Raw genomic sequence first — 22059 nt, forward strand, 5'->3', positions numbered from 1 at the left:
TTGGCCTGGTGTTCACCTCTTCCCATCCCGAACAGAGAAGTTAAGCCCAGAACCGCCGATGATACTTGGGTCAAACCTGGTAAAGTAGGTAGTCGCCACAATACCATTCATAAGACCATCCCCAAAAGATGGTCTTTTTTTTATGACTCGTGTTTAATGCTCCCATGGATTTGCTGGGATGCGCCTTGGTTCTGACTACTCGGTAGGAGCTGAGCTGGCAAGTGGGCTAAGCAGAGCCCCAGAGCATATCAAGTCGGTACTAATCAAAATCTCATAAAGTAAGTCTAGCCGTGCAGGTATTTGCCGGGCGCAATACCCAAGCTAAAAGGCAGCTAAAAGGATGGTCTTTTTTAGTACGTTATAACAGTTATGAGGTAATCCAAACAGCTTCGTAGCACTGTGGAGCCAATCCGAAGTAAACAATAAGGTACAAGGACCTAATGGAGCATATCGCTTACTAGACGAAGCGCCGACTACTATTCCCTAGACACATCTCACAAACCAAGTATTCCTGATTTAAGGCTGGCAGGCTTAAATTGCACCGCAAGATCCATCAGACAAGAGCTAGAAATATACTGTCTAAAAAGAAAGATAATTTCATGCACATACTTAGATGGAATTCTCTTCCTTTTCATGCAAATGTAATGCCAGCAAAGTATTTATTAAGTCAGGCAAGTTCTCAGGAGCAGCTACCTTTTCCGGAATTAAACGATAATCTCTCACAACTATTTAACCGAAATAATTCTTACTAAATAAGAAAGATTAAAAAATTGTGTAAATATGAGGTTCAACTTCAACTCAACGATACAGATGAAAAAGAGAGAGTTCTTAAAAGTTGCAGGTATGAGCGGACTCGGTATTACAGCACCTGCCGGAGTCTTAACTAGCGACAACAAACGACATTTTGTACTGGAAGAGAGAAAGCAGGTTTTTAATATGAGTGGTTATGCCGCTCCTAAACTTGACACTGTCCGAATTGGCTACATTGGTTTGGGAAATCGTGGTAGTGGAGCTATCAAGAGGATAGTGCACCTGGAAAATATAGAAGTGGTAGGAGTTGCAGATATCTTGCCAGATAAAGCGGACGGTGCTAAAAAAGAATTAGAGAAGTCAGGACAACATCCGAAAACCTATTCGGGATCAGCAGATGCGTGGAAGAAGTTATGCGACAGAAAGGATGTAGACCTAATCTATATTTGCACTCCATGGGCTCTGCATGCTCCAATGGCACTATATGCGATGGAGCACGGCAAACATGTGGCAGTGGAAATTCCGGCCGCGCTAACCGTAGATGAATGCTGGAAGCTTGTTGAAACGTCGGAAAAGACAAAAAAGCATTGTATGATGCTTGAAAATTGCTGCTATGATTTCTTTGAATTACTTACGTTGAATATGGCGCGGCAAGGATTTTTCGGTGAAATTGTTCATGTGGAAGGGGCTTATATTCACGATATTTTTGACTCTCTGTTTCAGAAAGAAAAGCGGTTCGAATTGTGGAGACTAAAAGAGAACCTTCGTAACGGAAATTTATATCCCACCCACGGGCTTGGACCTGTCGCGCAAATACTTGACATTAATCGCGGGGATAAAATGGATTATCTGGTGTCGATGAGTTGTAATGATTTTATGCTGCAATCGAAGGCAAGAGAATTAGCAGCAACTAATTCTTACTTTAATCAATACGCCCAGAAGAGCTTCCGCGGAAATATGAATACTACTACCATTAAAACAAACAAAGGGAAAACTATCATGTTGCAGCACGATGTGTCTTCGCCGAGACCATATTCCAGACTTCACACCGTAAGCGGAACCAAAGGGGCAGCCCAGAAATATCCACTACCGGAAGACGGTACGCAAGGCAGAATCTCGGAAGGACATGAATGGCTAAATGCTACTGAGTTTAAGAAGCTCGAAGCCAAGTATCAACCGGAAATTATCAAACGAGTTGGAGAACTTGCGAAAAAAGTGGGTGGTCATGGAGGAATGGATTTTCTAATGGATTGGAGATTAATTGATTGTTTGCGAAATGGGCTTCCGCTCGATCAGGACGTATACGATGCGGCGTCATGGAGTGTTATATCTCCTTTAAGCGAATGGTCAGTGGCCAATAGGTCAAATTCAATTGATATTCCCGATTTTACAAATGGGGCGTGGAAAAAGAACAGGCCGGTTGATATTACTCTGAATGACGGCGGCAACACAGGTGTAAAATCATAGAAATTATGAAGATTGAGATTTTTGATAACAAAGAAGAATTAGGAGCGGCAGCGGGACGTTATGTAGCTGAGTTACTTAGGGGAATTATCTCCGAGAAAGGTTTTGCAAACATTATCCTCGCAACCGGGACAAGTCAATTTGATACGATCGATCAATTGATCAAGGAAAATGACATTGATTGGTCAGTAGTTACCATGTTTCACCTGGATGAATATATTGGTTTGCCAATTAGTCACCCGGCTAGTTTTAGAAAATACTTGCAGGAGCGTTTCCTGGCACAGGTACCTGCATTAAAAGAAGCGCACTTAATCAATGGTGAAAATGAAGCCAATATAGAAGTGGCCAGGGTTAGCCAGCTGATCACGAACTGTCCTGTTGATATTGCTTTGGTAGGTGTTGGTGAGAATGGACATTTAGCATTCAACGATCCGCCGGCAGATTTTGAAACTGAGGAGCCTTACCTAATTGTCGATCTGGACGATGCTTGCCGGCATCAGCAAATGGGTGAAGGGTGGTTTCAGGCATTTGATGAAGTTCCAAAGCAGGCTATCAGCATGTCAATCAGACAAATCATGAAATCGGATCATATCATCTGTTCCGTTCCAGATGCCCGGAAAGCTACGGCTGTGAAAAACAGTCTTGAAAATGAAGTGAGCAACATATTTCCAGCCAGCATTTTGCAGCAACACAACAACTGCACATTCTTTTTAGACAAGCATTCAGCGGATTTACTTTCTGAAAAGTCAAGATCAATTGGCCAGGATTAACAGGTACATAGGTACTTAGGGTAAAAAACAGTGTCGCTGTTACTTTCTTAAAGAAAATTGACAAGTAATGGAAGCTACTTCCCTGTCCGAAGCAACCAAGATTCAAAGCGAATATCCGATCTCTTCCTCGCGACTGGCGTCCATTGATGCATTGCGTGGATTTGATATGCTGATGATAGCCGGTGGGGGAGCATTTATTTTCTTGTTAGGAGGAAAAACTGGAATTGCATTTGTTGATGCAGCAGCCGCTCAGTTTGAACATCCCGAGTGGAACGGTTTCACATTCTTCGACTTCATATTTCCGCTGTTTCTGTTTTTAGCCGGTACATCTTTGGCATTCAGTGTCTCGCGCGGGTTATCCAAAGGGATGCAGCAATCTGAAATCAGGAATAAAACCTTCATGCGGATGCTGATCCTGATCGCACTGGGTATTCTGGATAAAAATGCGCCTATTGACATTTTCGATCCCGCGCATATTCGGTATGGAAGTGTCTTGGGCAGAATCGGATTGGCAACTTTTGTAGTCGCTATTCTTTACATGAACTTCAACTGGGTGCAAAGATTGTATATCGCGCTCGCCACGCTCGCCTTGTACTATCTCGCATTAATATTAATTCCGGTACCCGGCTTCGGGCAGGGCGATCTCACTTTTGAAGGTAACCTGGTAGGATGGTTTGACAGAGCATTCATGCCGGGCAAATTAAGACAGGGATCTTATGACGAACTCGCATTACTAACGCAGTTCCCCGCCATCTGTCTGACGATTTTCGGCTCTCTTGCCGGGGATATTCTATTGAAATCAACAAGTGCAATGAGCAAAGTCTTGAATATGCTATTACTGGGAATCTCAGGAATAGCTTTGGGCTTGCTTTGGAATTTTGTTTTTCCAATAAATAAACACCTGTGGTCCAGCTCATTTATTATGCTAACTGGCGGAATGGCATTCGTCTTTCTAGCAATATTTTACTGGATCATCGATGTGAAAGGATATGTCAGATGGTCGTTTTTCTTTCGGGTAATTGGGATGAACTCACTCGTTATTTATCTGGCAGTTAGGTTCGTTAATTTCAACGCTTCTTCACAACTGCTCTTCGAAGGATTTTACAAATATGCGCCAGAAAAATGGCATGAGGTATATAATGCACTGGGCGGCTTCTTGTTAGTCTGGTTTTTCCTTTATTTTTTATATCGAAATAAAATCTTTGTCAAAGTATAGTATGGAATCGGGACCATTGGAAGAGTCACATGGAAAAATAAAACGAAGGGAGTTCGTGAAAGCTGCAATTCAAACTGCCGCACTTCCTGTATTCCTGGATTTGCCCGATCCTGATTCTGCATATTTGACACAACCACATATTAATAACCCGACTCCCGATATGTCGCCAAAAAAAAGTGTAATAGGTCACTACGGTTCCTGGGCCAATTATCTGCTTCCTAAAACACCTCCGTTGTCTTTCAGAAATGAAAAGCACACAGATATGAAAAAATGGCAGGCAGAAGCACTGGCCAAAACGAAAGAGTTGATAGCAGCGCCAGAGCGAATTAAGTCCCCAATAGTAACTGTCGAAAAAAAATATATTTTCGATGGACTCGAAATCGAGGAATTATCCTGGGATTTGGGATACGGACGGCCGACGAAAGCAGTTTTTATGAAACCGCAGGGAGCTAGTAAACCGCTACCAGCTGTATTGGGACTTCACGACCACGCGGGTATGAAATATTTCGGCTTGCGCAAAATCGTAAAAACATCGGAGGATCAGCATCCAATTTTGAAGGAGCACCAGGATAGTGACTACGGCGGAAAACCTTGGGCAAATGAACTGGCTAAATTAGGCTATGCAGTTCTGGTGCACGACACTTTTGCATTTGGAAGCAGGCGCGTCCATTTTGACGATGTAGAAGGTTTAAACTGGGGATATGTGGATACGACAGGAAAAAATGATCAGGACCCGGAAAAGACCGAAAATATAAACATTTATAATGCGTGGTCTTCGGAACATGAGCATGTAATGTCGAAGTCGCTGTTTTGTGCAGGTACCACGTGGCCGGGCGTTTTCTTGTCGGAAGATCAGGTGGCGCTCGATATTCTCAGCAGCAGAAAGGATGTTGATCCGGAACGTATAGGCTGTGGCGGTCTCTCGGGAGGCGGCCTCAGAACTGTTTATCTGGGCGGGCTCGATCCGAGGATCAAGTGTGCAGTATGTGTAGGTTTCATGACAACGTGGACGGATTTAATCCTCAACAGATCCTTTAATCATACCTGGATGACGTACACGCCGCTGCTACCGCAATTCTTGGATTTTCCCGAAATATTAGGCTTGCGCGTTCCGATGCCCACATTGGTTCAGAATAATAATCAGGATCAACTATATACTTTGCCTGAAATGAAAAAAGCGGACGAAGTTTTAAAGGAAGTATACAAAAAAGCAAAAGCCCCCGAAAAATACGCTGCGAAGTTTTACGATGGCCCACATAAGTTCGACTTGGAAATGCAGAAAGATGCATTCGAATGGTTTGGAAAATGGCTTTCATGAGATAATTATAGCCAGTTTACCTGAGAAACCGCTTTACTTGAATACTGGGCGAACAGCTCAGCCTGCTTTTCAACGCGCCGCTTCTTGATCTGAGTAAGTTTGTTAAAAGGATACATATCTATTTGCAGCTTATCCTTCTTCACAGCCTTTCTCCACGTCCCTTCCACTTTTCCATCTATCACAATCGTAGGCATAAACATTCCATTGTTACCGGGGACGATTTTTTCAGCGTGCGACTTGTCAAGTATGATGGATCTGTCGGTATAACCGAGCATATATTCATCGAATCCAGGTAACAAAAACGTGTTGTTTCCGGTACCAAAATCAGAATCCGTTGGCGCATGCCAGTAGGTTGTTCCGGCCAGGTCAAAAGATTCCAGCTTACTGGCAACTTCATTCAACCCTTTTCTTGCATCGGAGATTTTCAGGCCTGCCCACCAAACGAAATCATTTAGGCTTGCGGGGCCGTGGCTGGTGAAGTAGCGGAGTGAAATTTCGGCCAAACTTTCAGCTTCGTCAAGTTTTCTCGGATTCATAACCCACTCATCGAGTAGCGCATAGGTAGGTTGCTTCTCACTATGTGTGCCGTGACAAAGGATCTTTTTCATTGCCAAATAGCCGATAATATGGATTCCTCGCTGCCCGGAGGTTGCTATTTCTGCGCTTTCCAGTAAAGCATAAACTTCTGCGCGGGTCAGCTGCTTGCCTCCCTGGAGCGCCGACGTAAGTAGTTCGGAACTTTGGCCAAATACCTTTTCATTCAGTTCCAGTTGTCTGTGACGACCTGCCGCCCCGGCGATAATTCTGGGGGCAAGCAAGCTCAGCATCCAATGTGCATCTTGGGCTGCAACAAAGTGGAGGGTACCCCGCATCGGCCAGGTTCTGAGAATCGATTTCTCACTTATCGCTTTCTCAATCTTCGCTTCACTGCTTCCCGCTGTCCTGAGCGCCAGAGACCATTTAGCACCTGCATAATCCTGCGCCTGCACAGCACCCAGCCAATGTACCGTTTCGGAGATCGTCTTAAAACGCCGATTTGAAATTAGCAGATTGTGTAGCCTGAGATATCTGATTTCGCTGTGTGTCATCGCAATTGGAGATTAAGACAGGAAAAGATAACAAACTATAAGGCCAGGTAGGTCTCAGCCCATTTGAGATCTTCCGGAGTGGTGATCTTAATGTTTTCGTATGCGCCGTCAATCAGTTGAATTGGATACCCTTTCGCTTCCAAAACACTCGCGCAGTCTGTGAAATGTTCCTGATAATCTACCGAGAATGCATCCAGCATCCAGGGAAGCCTGAAAGTTTGCGGTGTTTGGACGAGCCGGAAATGTGTCCTGTCGAGCGCCCTATTTCCCAAATTCGGATCAATGCTCCGGATCGATTCTTTCAATGGAACACTTGCCACTGCGGAGCCAAATTCAGCCGCTGTAAAAAAGCTTGCAGCAATAACCTCCTTTGATATTACCGGCCGCACGCCGTCGTGAACTGCAACATATCCTTCGACAGCATTGATACTACTTAGTCCGTTTTTGACAGAATGGAAACGCGTACTTCCACCTGAAACCAGCTGATACCGCTCTTTGAACTGGTATGTATCACACAAATTTTCCCAAAAAAGAAACTGTATTTCCGGGAGTACCAAAATAATATGAAGGTCCGCAGAATAGTTTCGGAAAGCTCGGATCGTATGCATAATTACAGGAAGCCCATTCACTGTGTGGAACTGCTTCGGAATGTCACTTTTCATGCGGCTTCCACTCCCCCCTGCTACTATTACAGCGTATTCTTGCATAAAATCGATCTGTTAAAAAAAATGATCATTTATGGATGAGTATTAATCTCAAACATAAATGATCATGTATAGACCGGAAAATTAATGCTAAATAATCAGCATTGCATCCCCGTAAGTGAAAAACTTATATTTCTCTTGAATCGCCATTGCGTAAGCCTTCATCACCAGGTCAAATCCGCCAAATGCGCACGCTGACATTAATAAGATAGACTCAGGAAGCTGAAAGTTGGATAATAGTGCATTAGCTATCTTGAAATCATACGGAGGAAACACGAATCTGTCTGTCCATCCTTCCACTGCTTTCAGGTGCCCGCTTGCTGAAACTGACGACTCAATCGCTTTCAAAGAAGTTGTTCCCACTGCGCAGATCCGCTTTTTACCATCAATAGCAGCATTAACAATACTAGCGCTGGATTGCGAGATCCTGTAATTTTCTGAATCAGTTTTGTGTTTTGTAAGATCTTCCACGTCAACAGTACGGAAAGTACCCAGTCCAACGTGCAAAGTTACCGGAGCAAAGTTTACTCCTTTAATTTCAAGACGTTTCATGATCGCCTTCGTAAAGTGCATTCCGGCAGTAGGAGCGGCTACGGCACCTACATGCTCAGCAAAAATCGTTTGAAAACGTTCACGGTCAGCAGTTTCTACTTTTCTGCGGGAAATAATTTCGGGAGGAAGCGGCGTTTCGCCCAACTCGTCGACCAGCTTCATGAATGCATCATTGTCGCCGTCATAAAGGAAACGAATAGTCCGGCCACGGGAAGTAGTATTATCAATTACTTCTGCAACCAGGTCGCTATCTCCGAAATAAAGCTTGTTTCCGACACGAATTTTACGCGCAGGATCAACTAAAACGTCCCACAAACGCATTTCACGGTTCAGTTCTCTTAGAAGAAAAACTTCAATTTTAGCTCCAGTTTTTTCTTTCTGACCAAAAAGGCGCGCAGGAAAAACCTTGGTATTATTAATCGCCATTACGTCACCGTCATCAAAATAGTTGATAAGGTCTGCAAAGGTCTTATGTTCAATCTCGCCCGTCTTACGATGAACAACCATCAGGCGCGATTCGCCCCGGTCAGAAGGATGAAGTGCAATTAAACTTTGGGGAAGATCAAACTTAAATTCGGAAAGCTTCATAGCTGGAAAATCTGTGTATTACTTATATCGTAGATGAAAATGCCGGGTTAAAATAATGCTTCTCAGCATCGTTTGCGCCAGCTTTTTTACTGAAAATCAACCTCAATTCGTGTTGTACTCAACTAACAAAGAAAATTTGTAACCAGGAATACTGTAATTGAAATAATATTTACTATAATAGATCCTGTAAAAAAATTAAGAGCGCAAAAGTAGTGATTTTCCTGCGGAAATCCTATCGGTCAACCACATTAGCCGTTTTGATGTCTTCTGTCTTTCCACCTAGACCTGACAGGCGCTGCAACCTCATGCTGAACATCTTTAGCCTGTTTGTTAACACTCAAAAGGATAGCCGAAATAAGTCCCGCAACCGCATCTGACTCAGTATCCTTCCTTGGTTTTATCATATCCGGACTAAAATATCTGCTGATAAAATTCGTGTCAAAATTGCCTGACCGGAAAGCCGCGTGTTCCAATACGAAACGGCAAAAAGACAAAGTTGTCCGTACTCCTGAAATCTGGTATTCATCAACCGCCCGGATCATTTTCCGTATCGCATCGTCCCTGTTATCAGCATAAGTGATGAGTTTAGAGATCATCGGATCATAATAAATAGGAATATCCATTCCCTGCTCAAAACCATCGTCCACGCGTACGCCATTTCCATCGGGCTTGATATAGGTAACCAATTTTCCGACGTCAGGCAGAAAGTTATTCAGCGGATCTTCTGCGTAAACGCGGATTTCAATGGAGTGCCCCTTGATAGTCAGTTCATCCTGCCGGATTTCCAAATGTTTCCCCTCCGCGATCAGGATCATTTGTTTCACCAGATCGACACCTGTTATCTGCTCAGTTACAGGATGTTCGACCTGTAACCTGGTATTCATCTCAAGAAAATAAAAATTCTGATTTTCGTCGAGGATGAACTCTACTGTTCCGGCGCCATAATATCCGCACGAACGAGCCACATCGATCGCGCAGCGGCCCATTTCTTCACGGATAGCGGGCGTAATCGAGATAGACGGCGCTTCTTCGATCACTTTCTGATGCCGTCGCTGAATGGAACATTCGCGCTCGAAAAGGTGAATGATATTTCCGTGCTGATCCCCGAGTATCTGTATTTCAATATGTTTGGGAGAGAGAATATATTTTTCAATGAATACCGAGCCGTCGCCAAAAGAAGCGACCGCCTCACTGACAGCCCGGTCCATTTGTTCGTCGAAATCGGCTTCACTTGCTACGACCCGCATTCCCTTTCCGCCTCCGCCCGCACTCGCCTTGATCAGAATCGGGTAACCGATCTCCGCTGCGATTTTTTTTGCCTCTTCCCGGTCTGTAATCGCACTTTCTGTGCCGGGTACCATCGGGATATTGTACTTCGAAGCCGACTGCTTTGCCGCCAGCTTACTTCCCATGATCTCGATCGATTCAGGCGAGGGGCCGATGAAGATAAGACCAGCTTCCTTTACCCGCTGCGCGAATCCGGCATTTTCGGACAGGAATCCGTAGCCAGGGTGTATGGCGTCGACACCCAGATCGCGGCACACTTTCAGTATTTTTTCAATATTGAGATAAGACTCCGAAGAAACAGCCGGTCCAATGCACACAGCTTCGTCGGCATAGCGAACGTGCGGCGATTTGCGATCGGCTTCGCTGAAAACAGCTACGGTAGAAATATTCATTTCCCTTGCAGTACGCATGATTCTTAACGCAATTTCGCCGCGATTGGCGATCAGGATCTTTTTGATTCGGGTCATGTAATTGGATGAATGCATTTGTCGACGTTCCTAAGTTAGCAAAAGCAGGCTCTTTTATTCAGACTACTCACGCCTCAGAATAAATGGACGGTTGCCGAAGGATTTTTGAGCACGAGCTTTCAGCATTAACAGCGAGCTGCTTCATGTATTTTAGATATTATTTACAACCAAAACTAATTAAACCATGAAAACGAACGCGATAAACAATCTTGTTTGGCTTTTGCTGACAGCGATACTATTGGTCAATACAGGATGCGGAGAAGAAAAGAAAGCGCCGGTGCCCGAATCAAAGCCTGAGGTGGTAGTAAATGAGAGGCTGCTGAATGCATCGACTCTGGCGAGCGGGGTCAAGGACATTCAGTACAATGCGGACAAGCAGCCTGAAAAGTTCTTTACTGCCGGAATGAAAGTGGATGTGAGCTATGCGAAAAACAATGTAGTGTATTCCTATTACGGTAAAGAATTGCTTGCGAAGAAAGTATACGATTTGCAAAATGGATTGGTGAAGAACCTGACCGAGTACAATTACTTGGGTAAAGTCGAGGAAAAGGGCTTTTCGACGTCATTCGAATATCAGGACGGGAAAATGATCAAGGAGATTACAACTATTAAAGATAAGCCGTTTGGCCACACGGAATATACCTATGATGCTGTCCACAAGAACGTCGCAGTATCTAAAGCGTATGATCATTCCGGCAATTTGCTCACTACTACAACTTACGAATACACGGATAAGTTGGATAAATCGGGATCGCATAATGAATGGTATATCTGGCTTGACGGCACGCTCTTCCCCAAAAAAGCCTTATACCTGGTTAAAAAAATAGGTACAGAAGATCATCTTGCAAAGAAAAAGTGGAACATCAGTTATGAGTATGATATCGATGCACAAGGATATGTGGTAAGTGGAAAAGGCACGAGGGATAATGGTTCATCGTTTGAATGGACCAATACCTGGCAGTAATTTTCGTATTCTAAAACTCAAATCGATCCCGGCACTTCCTGTCGGGATTTTTTATTTACCAGTTATTTTATTTCGGCTGCATTAAAGTTGCTATACGCAGTAACAGCAATGTTATCAGTATTTTACTAACTTACTGTTAGTTGGAAACATGACGGTCTTACTAAAGTACCGGTATATTTTTTTAATTTTGCATTTATCTAACATTAGTAATCATTGTTACCCACATAAATTAGAAGAGAGTGGATATTTTCGAGAAACTGCGCAACAACTCTGGTCCGATAGGAACTCCGGCAAAAATGCTGAATAGCCATCACTATTTTTCATTCCCAATGCTGGAAGGAGATCTGGGCCCGCGCATGAGGTTCATGGGACGTGAAGTATTGAACTGGAGTCTGAACAATTATTTAGGTCTTGCAAATCATCCCGAGGTAAGAGCTGCCGATACAGCCGCTACCGAAAAATGGGGACTGGCCTATCCGATGGGAGCGAGAATGATGTCCGGAAATTCAGTTCTCCATGAAACCTTCGAAAAAGAGCTGGCTGAATTTGTAGGTAAAAAAGATGCATTTCTTTTGAACTACGGCTACCAGGGCATTATGTCGGCAATTGAATGTTTGTGTGATCACCGCGATGTAATCGTTTACGACGCCGAATCACATGCCTGTCTGATCGACGGAGTCCGCCTTCACAAAGCTAAACTGGGGGAATATTACAAGTTTAACCACAATGATATGGTTAGCCTTGAAAAGAACCTGATCCGCGCTACCAAGCTTGCCAATGAAAAAGGCGGCGGCGTTTTGGTGATCACAGAAGGCGTATTTGGTATGTCTGGCAAAGTGGGCGACCTGAAAGCGATTGTTGAACTGAAAAAGAAATATGATTTCAGGCTGATCGTGGACGATGCGCACGGATTTGGTACTATGGGCGAAACCGGCGCAGGAGTTGGCGAAATGCTTGGTGTGCAGAAAGAAGTCGATCTGTACTTCTCTACGTTTGCAAAATCGATGGCGGCGATCGGTGCATTCATTGCTTCCGACGATGAGGAAATCATCATGTTCCTGAAATACAATATGCGTTCACAAACTTACGCGAAGGCGCTTCCGATGCCTTATGTGGAAGGTTGCCGCAAGCGTCTGGATATGATCAAGAAAATGCCTGAGCTGCGTGCCAAGCTTTGGGAAAATGTGAAAGCAATGCAGGATGGTCTGCGCAGCCGTGGTTTCAATATCGGCGAAACTGAATCTCCGGTAACACCCGTTTTCCTGCACAGCGAAGGCGGCGTGCCCGAAGTGACGCGAATGGTTCGTGACCTGCGCGAGAATATGGGCGTGTTTTGTTCGATCGTCGTTTATCCCGTAGTTCCGAAAGGGCAGATTATGCTGAGGATCATTCCGACAGCATCTCACACCCTCGAAGACGTGGAATATACACTGAATGCATTCACCACGCTGGCCGAGAAATTGAAGAACCGCGTGTACCAGCAGGAAGATGTGCAGGTAGTGGTGGAGTAATTAGAAATATGCGTTATTTGCATTCAGGGGGCTTTTTTTCTAAAAGCTCCCTTTTTTTGTCACAGGGCGAGGTATTTTCGACTTTATTTAAATATCTGATTATTAGACACTTAAATGATTGCAATCGATTAATTGTATTATAGAAGTGTTTTTTTTTGTTTTTTGGGTTGCTAAAATACTTTTAATTATTAAATTTCGGTCAAAACATGCGTTTTAAGCGTGTTAGAGGCATTTAAACTAAAAAACAAAAAGACATGGCACGATTCGATGAAGTTAGAGATTTGATCCTTTCACTTGAAGGTGATTTCGATAAGTTTTACAACAAAGAAAATCAAGCTGCAGGTACCCGCGTTCGTAAGGGTATGCAAGATCTTAAGACGCTGGCTCAGGATATTCGCGCAGAAGTTCAGAACAAAAAGAACGCTGGCGAATAGTAAGAAGCACACAGAAGATTTTTTGAACCCGGGCCAAACGTCCGGGTTCATTTCTTTAGAACTTCTCCTTATTGATCATAGTCGCCACTCCTTTTGTAGTTACCTTCTTCGTGGCCACATCCACAATCTCCGTCGAAATCTCGGCAAGATGCTTTTCAGCATTGATCGACTGTATTTTGAAAACCGCCTTGTATTCCGTGTCGACAAACATCGGCCGCAAAAATTCCAGCGTCTGCTTCACGTAAATTGACCCGAAGCCCGGAAATTGCGTTCCCAGTACTTTCGTGAATACCGTCGCTCCTAGCATTCCGTGAATGATCGGGCGCTTGAAATTCGTGGTAGCGGCATATTCCGCGTCAAGGTGAATGGGGTTATTGTCGCCTGTGAGGTCGGCAAAGCGCTGTACTTCTTCCTGTGTAATTGTAAATGGATATTCAAATGAAGCTTCAACAACAGGTTCTATTTCCATAGTATCAATAATTAGTGGATATGCGAATGCTTCAAAATAAGGTTAATTCGCGGATTGATCCAAGTTGCCGGTGGCCTTAAAACAAAAGAAGCCGCCTATTAAGCGACTTCCCTGATTGATCAAGCTATATGATTTTACTCTTCGGTTTCCTCTGTAAGTACTACGCCGTCAACCTCCGAAATTTTGGCAGACCTTGCGTTATTTCGCTTATTCTTGAACTTTTTAACCTGCATTTTCAGTGAATCTATCGCCAGGTCTGTCGCTTCTTCAAACGTAGTCCCTTGCTCTTTCACAAACATTGTCCCACCCGGAACATATAATTTAACTTCAAGCAGTTTGGTATGCGCCTTCGCATTCTCACTTTTGTCAAGCTTAAGAAATACCTCTCCACTAGTTATTCGATCATAAAATGTATCTAGTTTATCTAATTTCTGCTGAATGAAATTCAACAGTTTAGGATCGGCATCAAAATGAATTGCTTGCATCTGCAGTCTCATAAGCACATTGTTTTAAAGGTAAAACATATCGTTTAACTGCCAGCGAAATGCGAAAACCGTAACTTACTCAACTTGGAATGTTTATAAAAATCAAAAATTCCAGGTTTGAAACCGGCTTTCATATTTCCCTAACATTATTTAAGTAAAGCAAATATTAAGCCAATGTCAAGTAAACCGGATTGTTTCTCCAGATATTTCTCGAATTAAAAAAACGCGGCAAAGGCGACCTTAGGCTTCTTCCAGAAGGGTTCTGAAAGACACATATTGCCCATTAAAAAGTGAATGGTGCCGCTCCTGAAATTCAGACTGGAAACCGGTTTGATAGGCCAGAAAATCCTCCATTGTCCTGAACTTGAACTGGGTCGTGTAAGTCACGCCTTCGTTCTCAATTTCGGTCAAAAGCCTCAGTAGCTTGCATTCAAGCGGGATATTCGTTTCTAATATGCCTGGAATATGAGTACTTTTCATGTATGTAAGCCACTCTTTTTCAGCTGCGTAGCTGATATTGATCGTGATATTGTAAATAACCATAGTATAACTTGTTAACGGGACGCAAATATCAGGCTAATATTTTAGAATCGATTATGCGAGGTTGATATGTATTGCATTTGGGGGATGGTCGTTTGTGCGCTACATTTGCAAGCCTGCTTATTCACCATAACTGTTATTTACAATGAACATTTTGATACGAGCGCATTCAGGATTGCGATATGTTGTTCTCGCACTTTTGCTGGCTGCCATTTTCATCGCTTTCTCCAACTGGCGCAAAAACTCACGGGAAGACAGCAAAGTGTATCTCTTCGCCATGATCGCGACGCATACGCAAATGCTGATCGGCCTGATACTCTACGCAATGAGCCCGAAAGTGAATTTTGATCTGATCAGCGAAAAAGTGTTCCGTTTCTATTCGATAGAGCACATTTTTATGATGATCATCGCAATGGTACTCATTACGGTTGGAAGGGTGAAATCGAAGAAACTGGCGGGAGGCGATAAGCACCGAACCGTCTTATACTTTTATGGAATGGGGCTGATCATTATCCTGGTCGCTATTCCCTGGCCATTCAGAAGTCTCGGAACAGGTTGGTTCTGAGGTAAGATTTAAATAAAACGGCTATCAATCTTCACGATCGATAGCCGTTTTTATTTATCCGAAAAGCTCGCTCGAAAGGTACCGGTCGCCCCGGTCGCAGATAATGCACACGATCACGCCTTCATCCAGCTCCTTCGCCAGCTCGATCGCCGCCCAGGTTGCTCCTCCGCTGCTCATACCGGCAAATACAGCTTCTTCTCTTGCCAGCTTTCTCGTCATACTTACCGCATTTTCCTGCGTCACTTCAATCACCCGGTCTACCCGCTCGCGTTCGAAAATCTTGGGGAGATATTCAACCGGCCACTTACGTATTCCCGGAATGCTCGCTCCGTCGGTTGGCTGGCAGCCTACGATCTGGATCGATTCGTTTTGTTCTTTTAAATATCTGGAAACACCCATAATGGTACCTGTGGTGCCCATTGAGGATACGAAATGCGTTACTTTCTGATCCGTGTCCCGGTAAATTTCAGGGCCGGTCGTGCGGTAATGCGCCTTCCAATTGTCGGGATTGGCAAATTGATTTAACATATAATACTCCCCGCCCGCTGCTTTTTCCTCCGCCAAATCCCGCGATATCTCCATATTCTCTGCCAGGATCACCTTGGCCCCAAAAGCTTCCATGGTCAACACACGCTCTCTGGTAGAACTTTGCGGCATGATCAGCTCTATTTCAAGATCGAACAAACGTGCGATCATCGCCAGCGCAATACCGGTATTGCCGCTGGTAGCCTCAATCAGTTTCATGCCTGACTTAATCTCGCCGCGTTCCAGCGCGCCCTGGATCATACTGTAGGCCGCGCGGTCCTTCACACTGCCGCCCGGATTATTACCCTCCAGCTTTCCGAAGACTCTTACTTTCGGGTTGGGATTGATTCGTTTTAATTCAACCAAAGGGGTATTACCTACGAGATCAAGGAGTGAAGACATTTATGTATATGCTTTATTACAAAAAAATTAATATAATCCTGCCCTAAGGTGTGGCAGTGAAAAAACCGAGGGTACCTACCAGAAAAGCCACAATGGAACTGCTGTGCGTACCGCCGGGTATAGTTGTCAGCTGCACGTCCGCACCCAATCCTTTCATGGTATTGTATGCTTTTTCGGAATTAAAATAAAAAACCAGCTCATCGCTACTACCATGATACAATCTCGTCGGCGTTTTGGGCTTCCAGTTGTACACGTCGTTGTCACCGATCGCATCAATAAAACCTTTATCAGTACCGTCGTTGAGCGCTTTTTTGAAAGAATCGGTTAAAATAGAATCAAAGCTTGTGGCTATCCGCACATTCGCGCCGGACTTTGCAATTTCAGTCGCATAAGGTTCTTTGAAATAATAGGAAGCCGGTTTATTGAGCTTATAAATACGGTCGTATGTGAGCAAAACCCACAGATAAGAAAAGTTATAGGAAGCCAATCCGTGAGTCGGGGTATTGACGATATATTTCATAAAAGCAGTCTTATCGTAAGCACCCGCGCCACAGCTCGAAGCTCTCAGATTAAACTCACCAGCGGCTTCCTCTTCGATCTTTTTCTGCAAAGACATCGTCGCAAAGCCACCTTCCGAATAGCCGGCAATATATAGCTTCTCATCCCATTCTACTTCTTCCTGATCTTTCAAAAACTCTTTCGCCGCCCGCAGCATATCCAGCGAAGCCGACGCCAGGCTAGCCCGGTGCTCGTAAGGGTGCGGAACATCTTTCGAATCCCCATAACCGATGTAATCCGGATAAGCGATAATATACCCCATTGACCCGAACAAAGCACCAAAGGAGGCGGCCTCGGAATCATCTTCAAAATTGGAAGGGGCCGAAATATCTTCCCGAATAGTCCCGTGCTGCACACTGATCATCGACGCCGGCTGATCGGTGTCAGGGAGAATGAGTGCGCCCGAGGCCGTAATATCGGTTCCGTCGGTATTTTTAGTTTTATAGGAAAGTTTGTAAACCTTGATCCCAGCCTTTACATAGTTGGCAAGTAACGGGTTTATATCGCGAGCCCGTTGTACGATCTGCTCCCTGGAAAGAACAGAAATATCTTCACTGCGAATCAGATATTGATTTTCCTCTTCCGGTTCCGGTACTACCGCCGGTTTATCATTATTACAGGAGTTGAGGAGCAGTAAGCTCCACAGGAGCAGGTAAATGGATCTTTTCCCGAGGTTCAGGCTTACAGATTTTTGCATGGATTGAGTAACAGGTAGGCGTTTCAGGTTATAACGAACGCCTACCCGGTTTAGATCGCCCGACTCACCTTTTTTGTGATTTAATTTTGTCCATGTACCAGCTGATCATCCGTGAAGTTGCGTCCGGCCGCTCCACCATTCCCATGTGACCGGCTTCCGCCAGAATAAACGGATAGCTTCGCTTCGGAAATTCTGACAATGTAATCAGACTTTCAAAAGGGATAATTTTATCCTGCATCCCGATAATGAACAAAACGGGAAAGGGTAGCGCTTCCAGAACCGCAGTTCGGTCGGGGCGGTTGATCATCGCTGTAATGCCCACAATCAGCGCGTCGGCAGGAAGCTTCGAGTAAGTACTGATATGCGCTTCTACTTTCTCCGGAAATAATTCTTTAAAGCGATCCCCAAACATATTCGGGGCTGTATTTTTAATAAATGTCTCCGTGCCTTTGTTTCTCAGAATCTCGATAGCCTGATTTCTCTGCGCTTTCTTTGCCTCATCATCGGCATAGGCGGTGGAATGGAACAGGCCGAATCCTTCGAGCATATCCTGGTATTTTTCAGCGAAAGCCAATGCAATATACCCGCCCATCGAGTGTCCGATCAGCGTGCATTTGTGAATATTTGCATTGGTTAAAAACCGGTGTAATTCGTCGGCGTACTCTTCAACAGACTGGCAGAAAGTGAAGAGTGAAATATTGGGCCTGACAATCGTATAATATTCGTTAATCGTCGCGTCAACGTAGTCCCAGATCGTATCGTCAGCTCCGTGACCGTGCAGTAATACCAGGGTTTTCCGGTGTAGATTCATATATATCGGCTTTCATTGTTGAGAACTTATTTGCCTAAATATACAGAAAGCTGACGCTAATTGTGCCCTTAACTCCCAATTTTCGCCATTTCCTCCTCCCGCAATGCTCTTCTCAGGATCTTGCCGACGTTGGTTTTGGGCAGCTCGCTGCGGAACTCGATCTGCTTCGGCCGCTTGTAGCCGGTCAGGTTTTCTTTACAGTATTCCCGTATCTTTTCTTCGGTCAGTGCAGGGTCTTTTTTAACAATATAAACCTTCACCATCTCACCCGATTTATCGTCGGGAATGCCCACACAGGCAACTTCCAGCACGCCCGGACATTGCGCGATCACGCCTTCTATTTCATTCGGATACACATTGAAACCCGAAACGAGTATCATATCTTTTTTCCGGTCCACGATCTTGAAAAAACCATCCGGATCCTCGATACCAATATCCCCGGTCTTGAACCAGCGCCCATTTTCATCTTCAAAAATAACCTTCTCAGTTTCATCCGGCCTGTTGTAATACCCAAGCATAATCTGTGGTCCTTTGGCGCATATTTCGCCTTTTTCACCAACAGGTAGCCAGTTTCCATCGTCACTCAGAATGCGCATTTCGGTGCTCGGAAAAGGAAGCCCGATCGTACCTTGTCTGTGCTTTTCGTCGAGCGGATTAACGGATAGTACCGGCGAAGTTTCAGAAAGTCCGTAACCTTCCACCAGTATGCAGCCGGTTGTTTCTTCCCACCGGTCAGCCACTACCTTTTGCAAAGCCATTCCACCCGCAATGGTAATTTTCAGTTCGCTGAAATCTACGGAAGCGAAGTCGGGATTATTGAGTAAGCCGTTAAAAAGGGTATTCAGTCCGGGGAAGATATGGAATCGGAATTTTTTAAGCTCTTTAATGAATGCAGGAATATCTTTGGGATTGGTGATCAAAACATTCAAAGCGCCCCACTTAATGCCACATAACCCATTGATTGTCATTGCGAAAACGTGGTACAGAGGCAGCGCGCCGACCAATGTAAGTTGATTTGAATTAGGCGATTTCCGCATTTTGGACATCAGCCACTCATTTATTCCCTCCACATTCGCGATCAGGTTCCGGTGACTCAGCATGGCGCCTTTGGAAATGCCGGTAGTGCCGCCGGTATATTGAATGAATGCGACGTCAATGCCAGAAACATTAGGCCGCTTGTAGGTAAGTCCTGCACCTGTTGCAATTGCCGTAGAAAAGCTGGTAGCCTGCGGAATATGATAACCCGGCACCATTTTCTTTACATATTTGACTACTGCATTCACAATGAGCTTCTTAGGAAAGCCCATCAAGTCGCCGATCTCCGTAATAATTACGTGTTGTATATTGGTATTTTCAAGAACCTTTTGAAGATTTTGTGCAAAATTGGCAAGTATTACGATCGCTTTCGCTCCTGAATCTTTGAACTGGTGCTGCATTTCGCGACACGTATAAAGCGGATTGGTATTCACGATCACAAGTCCTGCCCTCAGCGCGCCCATCATTGCTACCGGATACTGCAGCAGGTTGGGCATTTGAATTGCAATCCGGTCGCCCTGTTTCAGGCCAACACTCTGCAGGTAAGCAGCAAAATTCCTGGAAAGCGCATCCAACTGACTGAATGTGATCGCCTTACCCATATTCGTATAAGCTGGCTTATCCGCATTTTGCTGAAAGCTGATCTCCATCATCTCAACGAGCGAAGAGTAAGCGTCCGGGTTGATTTCGAATGGAATACCTTCCGGATAGTTTTTAAGCCACGGATAAGAATCCTTTGAAGACTCAATCATAATGGTGGGGGCTAAGGGTTTCAGAACTGCGTTCGATAGCTTAATGTAAATAATTAAGCCAAAACTTTATTACTACAATGCAATTAATTTTCGCACGCAGAAATATCGGTATTAAAACGAAAAGCCGGATTCTGCTATTATCTACGGGAAATTTCCCACCGCCAAAGCAATCCTTCGTCGGGATCGCTGACATCTTCTGTTTGAGCAAAACCGATTTTTTCCAGCAGGCGGGCGGAGGTATTTTCTTCTGAAAGCGTATGAGCGACTACCTTCAATACGCCGGATTGACCGAATGCGTGGTCAACAAGTCCCTGTGCAGTTTCGGTACCCAGCCCTTTTCCACGATGGGAAGGCATAATTTCGTAGCCAATTTCTACCATACCAGTCGAATCAGGCTCCCCCTTGTAGCCGCAGGATCCGATCAGTTGGTTGTCGGGCTTGTAAATAATAAGATAAACCCACCAGTTTCGAAGCGGCGGATGCGCTTTCCAGCGGTGGTAGGAAGGGGTAAACGTATCGCGGAATTCGGTCCATTTTTTTGGAACATTCACGCCCATTACCCTGGCGAGTGTGTTATTCCCCAGGCGGATCGCATCGAAAAGGGTGTCGTCGCAGGGTACTATTCTTAAATTAGGGGTCTCAATCATATCGTGAATATCGACCCCCAATTTAAGAAACTATGAATTGTTTTCGTCGAAACGATCTGTAATTGCTTTTCTGATCGCCTGGTGCGGACGCATTCCCGAGCTTTTCGTCCGCGAAACAGCTCGGTCGGCTGAGGCATTCGATCGGGCCCGCAGCGCCAGGTTGGAAACAGTCAGGTGGCTGTCTCTCCACGAATCATATTCCTCTTCGCTCATCACATCCCGGCTTACTTTACCATGTGCATAACCATCACCAAATGATTGGATTCTGCTGTCGGTAAGTGCATTGCGGCGTTCGGCTTCCAGGCTTTCTATCTCAGCGCGGATTGCCGATTCTTCCTCCCTAAGTTCTTCGAGCTTTGGCAACAAAGCGAGGTCATTTTCGAGAATGCTTTTTTGCGTCATGTGCAGGTTAAGCTGTTCCTGAAGTGGCTCCATTTGTTTCAAAATTCTTTTTCTGCGTCTTCTTAATCTACCCAGTTTCGGGTCAATTTGCAGCCAGCGATACCAGAAACCCTGCAATACCGGCAGCGCCATACCTAGTGAAACTGCACCTGCCACTGCAAATAATACCCCGCTCAGTACAAAAGAAAGCAGCGCCCAGGGACTGTTCACCAGATCCATATTCAATTGATCCGAATTCCGCAAAGCGCCTTCTATTTTATCCGTCAGCTCGGGACTGCTGATCGGCGCGCCCGTCATCGGGTCAACTGCATTGAGTTGCAGGTTTTTGACTGATTTATTGATTGCTTCTTTTAGCTTGTCTGTCCTATAAGCTTCATACCGGAACCAACCAAGAATAACCAGCGTAACGATCGCGAAAATGGAGAGTGTTAGTTTAAAACCGGCATATCTCGACCTTGCTTTCGGTGTTTCGTTTTTGTGATAAGGTTCTTCAACGAGCCTGTCGTAGGCAGGTTTTAATAGGATAGACAACATCGCCAAACCAATTGCAAATGCCCACGCTTCATTCGGATTTCTGATATTCAGCGCATAAGCCACAATTTCGTGGGAAATGATCAGGTCACCGGCTATGAAAGAAATTCCGGCCGCCAGAAATATCAATCCGGCAACTAATGAATAGGAAGGCGCTTTGTCTGCTCTTTTTTCCCGCAGCTGCTCCGATTGTACATCAATATCAACTACCGATCTTTCCAGATCTTTCATTTGGCGGGCAGTTCCGTTAAGCGCCATCATCTCAGCCTGCAACTTATCGTAGGCTCCCTTATGCAGTTGCTGAGTTTCCTGGGTTCTTGTCCTCACAGAAGATAACTCGTCTTTTTTGGAGCCAAGGCGCTCCCGGATCCAGTCGTGATTGACATCACTGGATAAATATGATTCGTAAACCTGGCGGTCAATTCCTTCAATACCACGTGTATAACCGTGCTGGTAATCGCCGCTTTCGTTTGGATTTTGCTCGTTCATGATCTGTTATTTTTTATTGATCAGGTGGGAGATTTGAA

The 22059-nt window shown here is 44.8% G+C and carries 21 protein-coding genes and 1 rRNA gene; 9 read left to right on the plus strand and 13 right to left on the minus strand.

Annotation, left to right across the window (positions count from 1 at the left end):
- From rrf to LZG94_RS00025, 5 genes are all read left to right on the plus strand, one after another.
- Positions 1–101 (plus strand): 5S ribosomal RNA (gene rrf, locus LZG94_RS00005); the annotation flags it as partial.
- 709 nt (positions 102–810) lie between these two features.
- Positions 811–2217: a Gfo/Idh/MocA family protein gene (locus LZG94_RS00010; RefSeq protein ID WP_233789771.1), complete on the plus strand. Its 1407-nt coding sequence runs from the start codon at positions 811–813 to the stop codon at positions 2215–2217.
- Positions 2218–2222: 5 nt separating this feature from the next.
- Positions 2223–2984 carry a glucosamine-6-phosphate deaminase gene (locus LZG94_RS00015; protein WP_233789772.1) on the plus strand — a complete coding sequence of 254 codons (762 nt, stop codon included), beginning with the start codon at positions 2223–2225 and terminating at the stop codon, positions 2982–2984.
- Between the two features lie 67 nt (positions 2985–3051).
- Complete coding sequence (locus LZG94_RS00020) at positions 3052–4200, plus strand: acyltransferase family protein (RefSeq protein WP_233789773.1); 1149 nt, start codon at positions 3052–3054, stop codon at positions 4198–4200.
- A gap of 55 nt (positions 4201–4255) precedes the next feature.
- The gene (locus tag LZG94_RS00025) at positions 4256–5518 is read left to right on the plus strand and encodes a hypothetical protein (protein WP_233789774.1); all 1263 of its coding nucleotides are present in this window, start codon (positions 4256–4258) and stop codon (positions 5516–5518) included.
- A gap of 5 nt (positions 5519–5523) precedes the next feature.
- Here the strand turns inward: LZG94_RS00025 and LZG94_RS00030 are convergent, their stop codons facing one another.
- The 4 genes from LZG94_RS00030 to accC all read right to left on the minus strand — a co-directional run bounded on the left by LZG94_RS00030 (position 5524) and on the right by accC (position 10204).
- Complete coding sequence (locus tag LZG94_RS00030) at positions 5524–6606, minus strand: winged helix DNA-binding domain-containing protein (RefSeq protein ID WP_233789775.1); 1083 nt, start codon at positions 6604–6606, stop codon at positions 5524–5526.
- Positions 6607–6641: 35 nt separating this feature from the next.
- Positions 6642–7313: a 2-C-methyl-D-erythritol 4-phosphate cytidylyltransferase gene (locus tag LZG94_RS00035; RefSeq protein ID WP_233789776.1), complete on the minus strand. Its 672-nt coding sequence runs from the start codon at positions 7311–7313 to the stop codon at positions 6642–6644.
- An 87-nt stretch (positions 7314–7400) separates the two neighbouring features.
- The gene (queA, locus tag LZG94_RS00040) at positions 7401–8450 is read right to left on the minus strand and encodes a tRNA preQ1(34) S-adenosylmethionine ribosyltransferase-isomerase QueA (RefSeq protein ID WP_233789777.1); all 1050 of its coding nucleotides are present in this window, start codon (positions 8448–8450) and stop codon (positions 7401–7403) included.
- Between the two features lie 248 nt (positions 8451–8698).
- The gene (accC, locus tag LZG94_RS00045) at positions 8699–10204 is read right to left on the minus strand and encodes an acetyl-CoA carboxylase biotin carboxylase subunit (RefSeq protein ID WP_233789778.1); all 1506 of its coding nucleotides are present in this window, start codon (positions 10202–10204) and stop codon (positions 8699–8701) included.
- A gap of 184 nt (positions 10205–10388) precedes the next feature.
- On the opposite strand from accC, the gene LZG94_RS00050 reads away from it, so the two are divergent.
- The 3 genes from LZG94_RS00050 (at position 10389) to LZG94_RS00060 (ending at position 13113) form a co-directional block, all read left to right on the plus strand.
- Positions 10389–11168 (plus strand): hypothetical protein, encoded by a 780-nt coding sequence (locus LZG94_RS00050; RefSeq protein WP_233789779.1) that lies wholly within the window; start codon positions 10389–10391, stop codon positions 11166–11168.
- A gap of 239 nt (positions 11169–11407) precedes the next feature.
- The gene (locus tag LZG94_RS00055; RefSeq protein WP_233789780.1) at positions 11408–12679 is read left to right on the plus strand and encodes a pyridoxal phosphate-dependent aminotransferase family protein; all 1272 of its coding nucleotides are present in this window, start codon (positions 11408–11410) and stop codon (positions 12677–12679) included.
- 254 nt (positions 12680–12933) lie between these two features.
- Entirely contained in the window at positions 12934–13113 is a 180-nt protein-coding gene (locus LZG94_RS00060; RefSeq protein ID WP_215234328.1) for a histone H1, read from the plus strand.
- Between the two features lie 55 nt (positions 13114–13168).
- On the opposite strand, the gene LZG94_RS00065 is transcribed toward LZG94_RS00060, so the two are convergent.
- The 3 genes from LZG94_RS00065 to LZG94_RS00075 form a co-directional block, all read right to left on the minus strand.
- A complete protein-coding gene (locus LZG94_RS00065) occupies positions 13169–13582 on the minus strand; it encodes a MaoC family dehydratase (protein WP_233789781.1) in 414 nt (137 codons plus the stop codon).
- Positions 13583–13716: 134 nt separating this feature from the next.
- Entirely contained in the window at positions 13717–14079 is a 363-nt protein-coding gene (gene hpf / locus LZG94_RS00070; RefSeq protein WP_215234330.1) for a ribosome hibernation-promoting factor, HPF/YfiA family, read from the minus strand.
- A 228-nt stretch (positions 14080–14307) separates the two neighbouring features.
- Entirely contained in the window at positions 14308–14610 is a 303-nt protein-coding gene (locus tag LZG94_RS00075) for a DUF4286 family protein (RefSeq protein WP_233789782.1), read from the minus strand.
- Between the two features lie 142 nt (positions 14611–14752).
- Here LZG94_RS00075 and LZG94_RS00080 point away from each other — a divergent pair, with 142 nt between their 5' ends.
- Complete coding sequence (locus tag LZG94_RS00080; protein ID WP_233789783.1) at positions 14753–15172, plus strand: cytochrome B; 420 nt, start codon at positions 14753–14755, stop codon at positions 15170–15172.
- Between the two features lie 54 nt (positions 15173–15226).
- Here LZG94_RS00080 and cysM read toward each other — a convergent pair whose 3' ends face one another.
- From cysM to LZG94_RS00110, 6 genes are all read right to left on the minus strand, one after another.
- Positions 15227–16099: a cysteine synthase CysM gene (gene cysM / locus LZG94_RS00085; protein WP_233789784.1), complete on the minus strand. Its 873-nt coding sequence runs from the start codon at positions 16097–16099 to the stop codon at positions 15227–15229.
- Positions 16100–16142: 43 nt separating this feature from the next.
- Complete coding sequence (locus tag LZG94_RS00090; RefSeq protein WP_233789786.1) at positions 16143–17354, minus strand: S9 family peptidase; 1212 nt, start codon at positions 17352–17354, stop codon at positions 16143–16145.
- Positions 17355–17418: 64 nt separating this feature from the next.
- Positions 17419–18165 (minus strand): alpha/beta fold hydrolase, encoded by a 747-nt coding sequence (locus LZG94_RS00095; protein WP_233789788.1) that lies wholly within the window; start codon positions 18163–18165, stop codon positions 17419–17421.
- Positions 18166–18233: 68 nt separating this feature from the next.
- Positions 18234–19952 carry a long-chain-fatty-acid--CoA ligase gene (locus tag LZG94_RS00100; protein ID WP_233789790.1) on the minus strand — a complete coding sequence of 573 codons (1719 nt, stop codon included), beginning with the start codon at positions 19950–19952 and terminating at the stop codon, positions 18234–18236.
- A gap of 137 nt (positions 19953–20089) precedes the next feature.
- Positions 20090–20599, minus strand: a complete 510-nt coding sequence (locus LZG94_RS00105) for a GNAT family N-acetyltransferase (RefSeq protein ID WP_233789791.1) — start codon at positions 20597–20599, stop codon at positions 20090–20092.
- 30 nt (positions 20600–20629) lie between these two features.
- Positions 20630–22021 carry a hypothetical protein gene (locus LZG94_RS00110; protein ID WP_233789793.1) on the minus strand — a complete coding sequence of 464 codons (1392 nt, stop codon included), beginning with the start codon at positions 22019–22021 and terminating at the stop codon, positions 20630–20632.
- Positions 22022–22059 lie beyond the last annotated feature (38 nt).

This window comes from Dyadobacter sp. CY343, from assembly GCF_021390335.1.
Lineage (GTDB): Bacteria > Bacteroidota > Bacteroidia > Cytophagales > Spirosomataceae > Dyadobacter.

What these genes read in the sequence shown, in the direction of transcription:
- LZG94_RS00010 (WP_233789771.1), top strand. Translation starts at nt 811, where the DNA reads ATGAAAAAGAGAGAGTTCTTAAAAGTTGCAGGTATGAGCGGACTCGGT.
- LZG94_RS00015 (WP_233789772.1), top strand. Translation starts at nt 2,223, where the DNA reads ATGAAGATTGAGATTTTTGATAACAAAGAAGAATTAGGAGCGGCAGCG.
- LZG94_RS00020 (WP_233789773.1), top strand. Translation starts at nt 3,052, where the DNA reads ATGGAAGCTACTTCCCTGTCCGAAGCAACCAAGATTCAAAGCGAATAT.
- LZG94_RS00030 (WP_233789775.1), bottom strand. Translation starts at nt 6,606, where the DNA reads ATGACACACAGCGAAATCAGATATCTCAGGCTACACAATCTGCTAATT.
- LZG94_RS00035 (WP_233789776.1), bottom strand. Translation starts at nt 7,313, where the DNA reads ATGCAAGAATACGCTGTAATAGTAGCAGGGGGGAGTGGAAGCCGCATG.
- queA (WP_233789777.1), bottom strand. Translation starts at nt 8,450, where the DNA reads ATGAAGCTTTCCGAATTTAAGTTTGATCTTCCCCAAAGTTTAATTGCA.
- accC (WP_233789778.1), bottom strand. Translation starts at nt 10,204, where the DNA reads ATGACCCGAATCAAAAAGATCCTGATCGCCAATCGCGGCGAAATTGCG.
- LZG94_RS00050 (WP_233789779.1), top strand. Translation starts at nt 10,389, where the DNA reads ATGAAAACGAACGCGATAAACAATCTTGTTTGGCTTTTGCTGACAGCG.
- LZG94_RS00060 (WP_215234328.1), top strand. Translation starts at nt 12,934, where the DNA reads ATGGCACGATTCGATGAAGTTAGAGATTTGATCCTTTCACTTGAAGGT.
- LZG94_RS00065 (WP_233789781.1), bottom strand. Translation starts at nt 13,582, where the DNA reads ATGGAAATAGAACCTGTTGTTGAAGCTTCATTTGAATATCCATTTACA.
- hpf (WP_215234330.1), bottom strand. Translation starts at nt 14,079, where the DNA reads ATGAGACTGCAGATGCAAGCAATTCATTTTGATGCCGATCCTAAACTG.
- LZG94_RS00075 (WP_233789782.1), bottom strand. Translation starts at nt 14,610, where the DNA reads ATGGTTATTTACAATATCACGATCAATATCAGCTACGCAGCTGAAAAA.
- LZG94_RS00080 (WP_233789783.1), top strand. Translation starts at nt 14,753, where the DNA reads ATGAACATTTTGATACGAGCGCATTCAGGATTGCGATATGTTGTTCTC.
- cysM (WP_233789784.1), bottom strand. Translation starts at nt 16,099, where the DNA reads ATGTCTTCACTCCTTGATCTCGTAGGTAATACCCCTTTGGTTGAATTA.
- LZG94_RS00090 (WP_233789786.1), bottom strand. Translation starts at nt 17,354, where the DNA reads ATGCAAAAATCTGTAAGCCTGAACCTCGGGAAAAGATCCATTTACCTG.
- LZG94_RS00095 (WP_233789788.1), bottom strand. Translation starts at nt 18,165, where the DNA reads ATGAATCTACACCGGAAAACCCTGGTATTACTGCACGGTCACGGAGCT.
- LZG94_RS00100 (WP_233789790.1), bottom strand. Translation starts at nt 19,952, where the DNA reads ATGATTGAGTCTTCAAAGGATTCTTATCCGTGGCTTAAAAACTATCCG.
- LZG94_RS00105 (WP_233789791.1), bottom strand. Translation starts at nt 20,599, where the DNA reads ATGATTGAGACCCCTAATTTAAGAATAGTACCCTGCGACGACACCCTT.
- LZG94_RS00110 (WP_233789793.1), bottom strand. Translation starts at nt 22,021, where the DNA reads ATGAACGAGCAAAATCCAAACGAAAGCGGCGATTACCAGCACGGTTAT.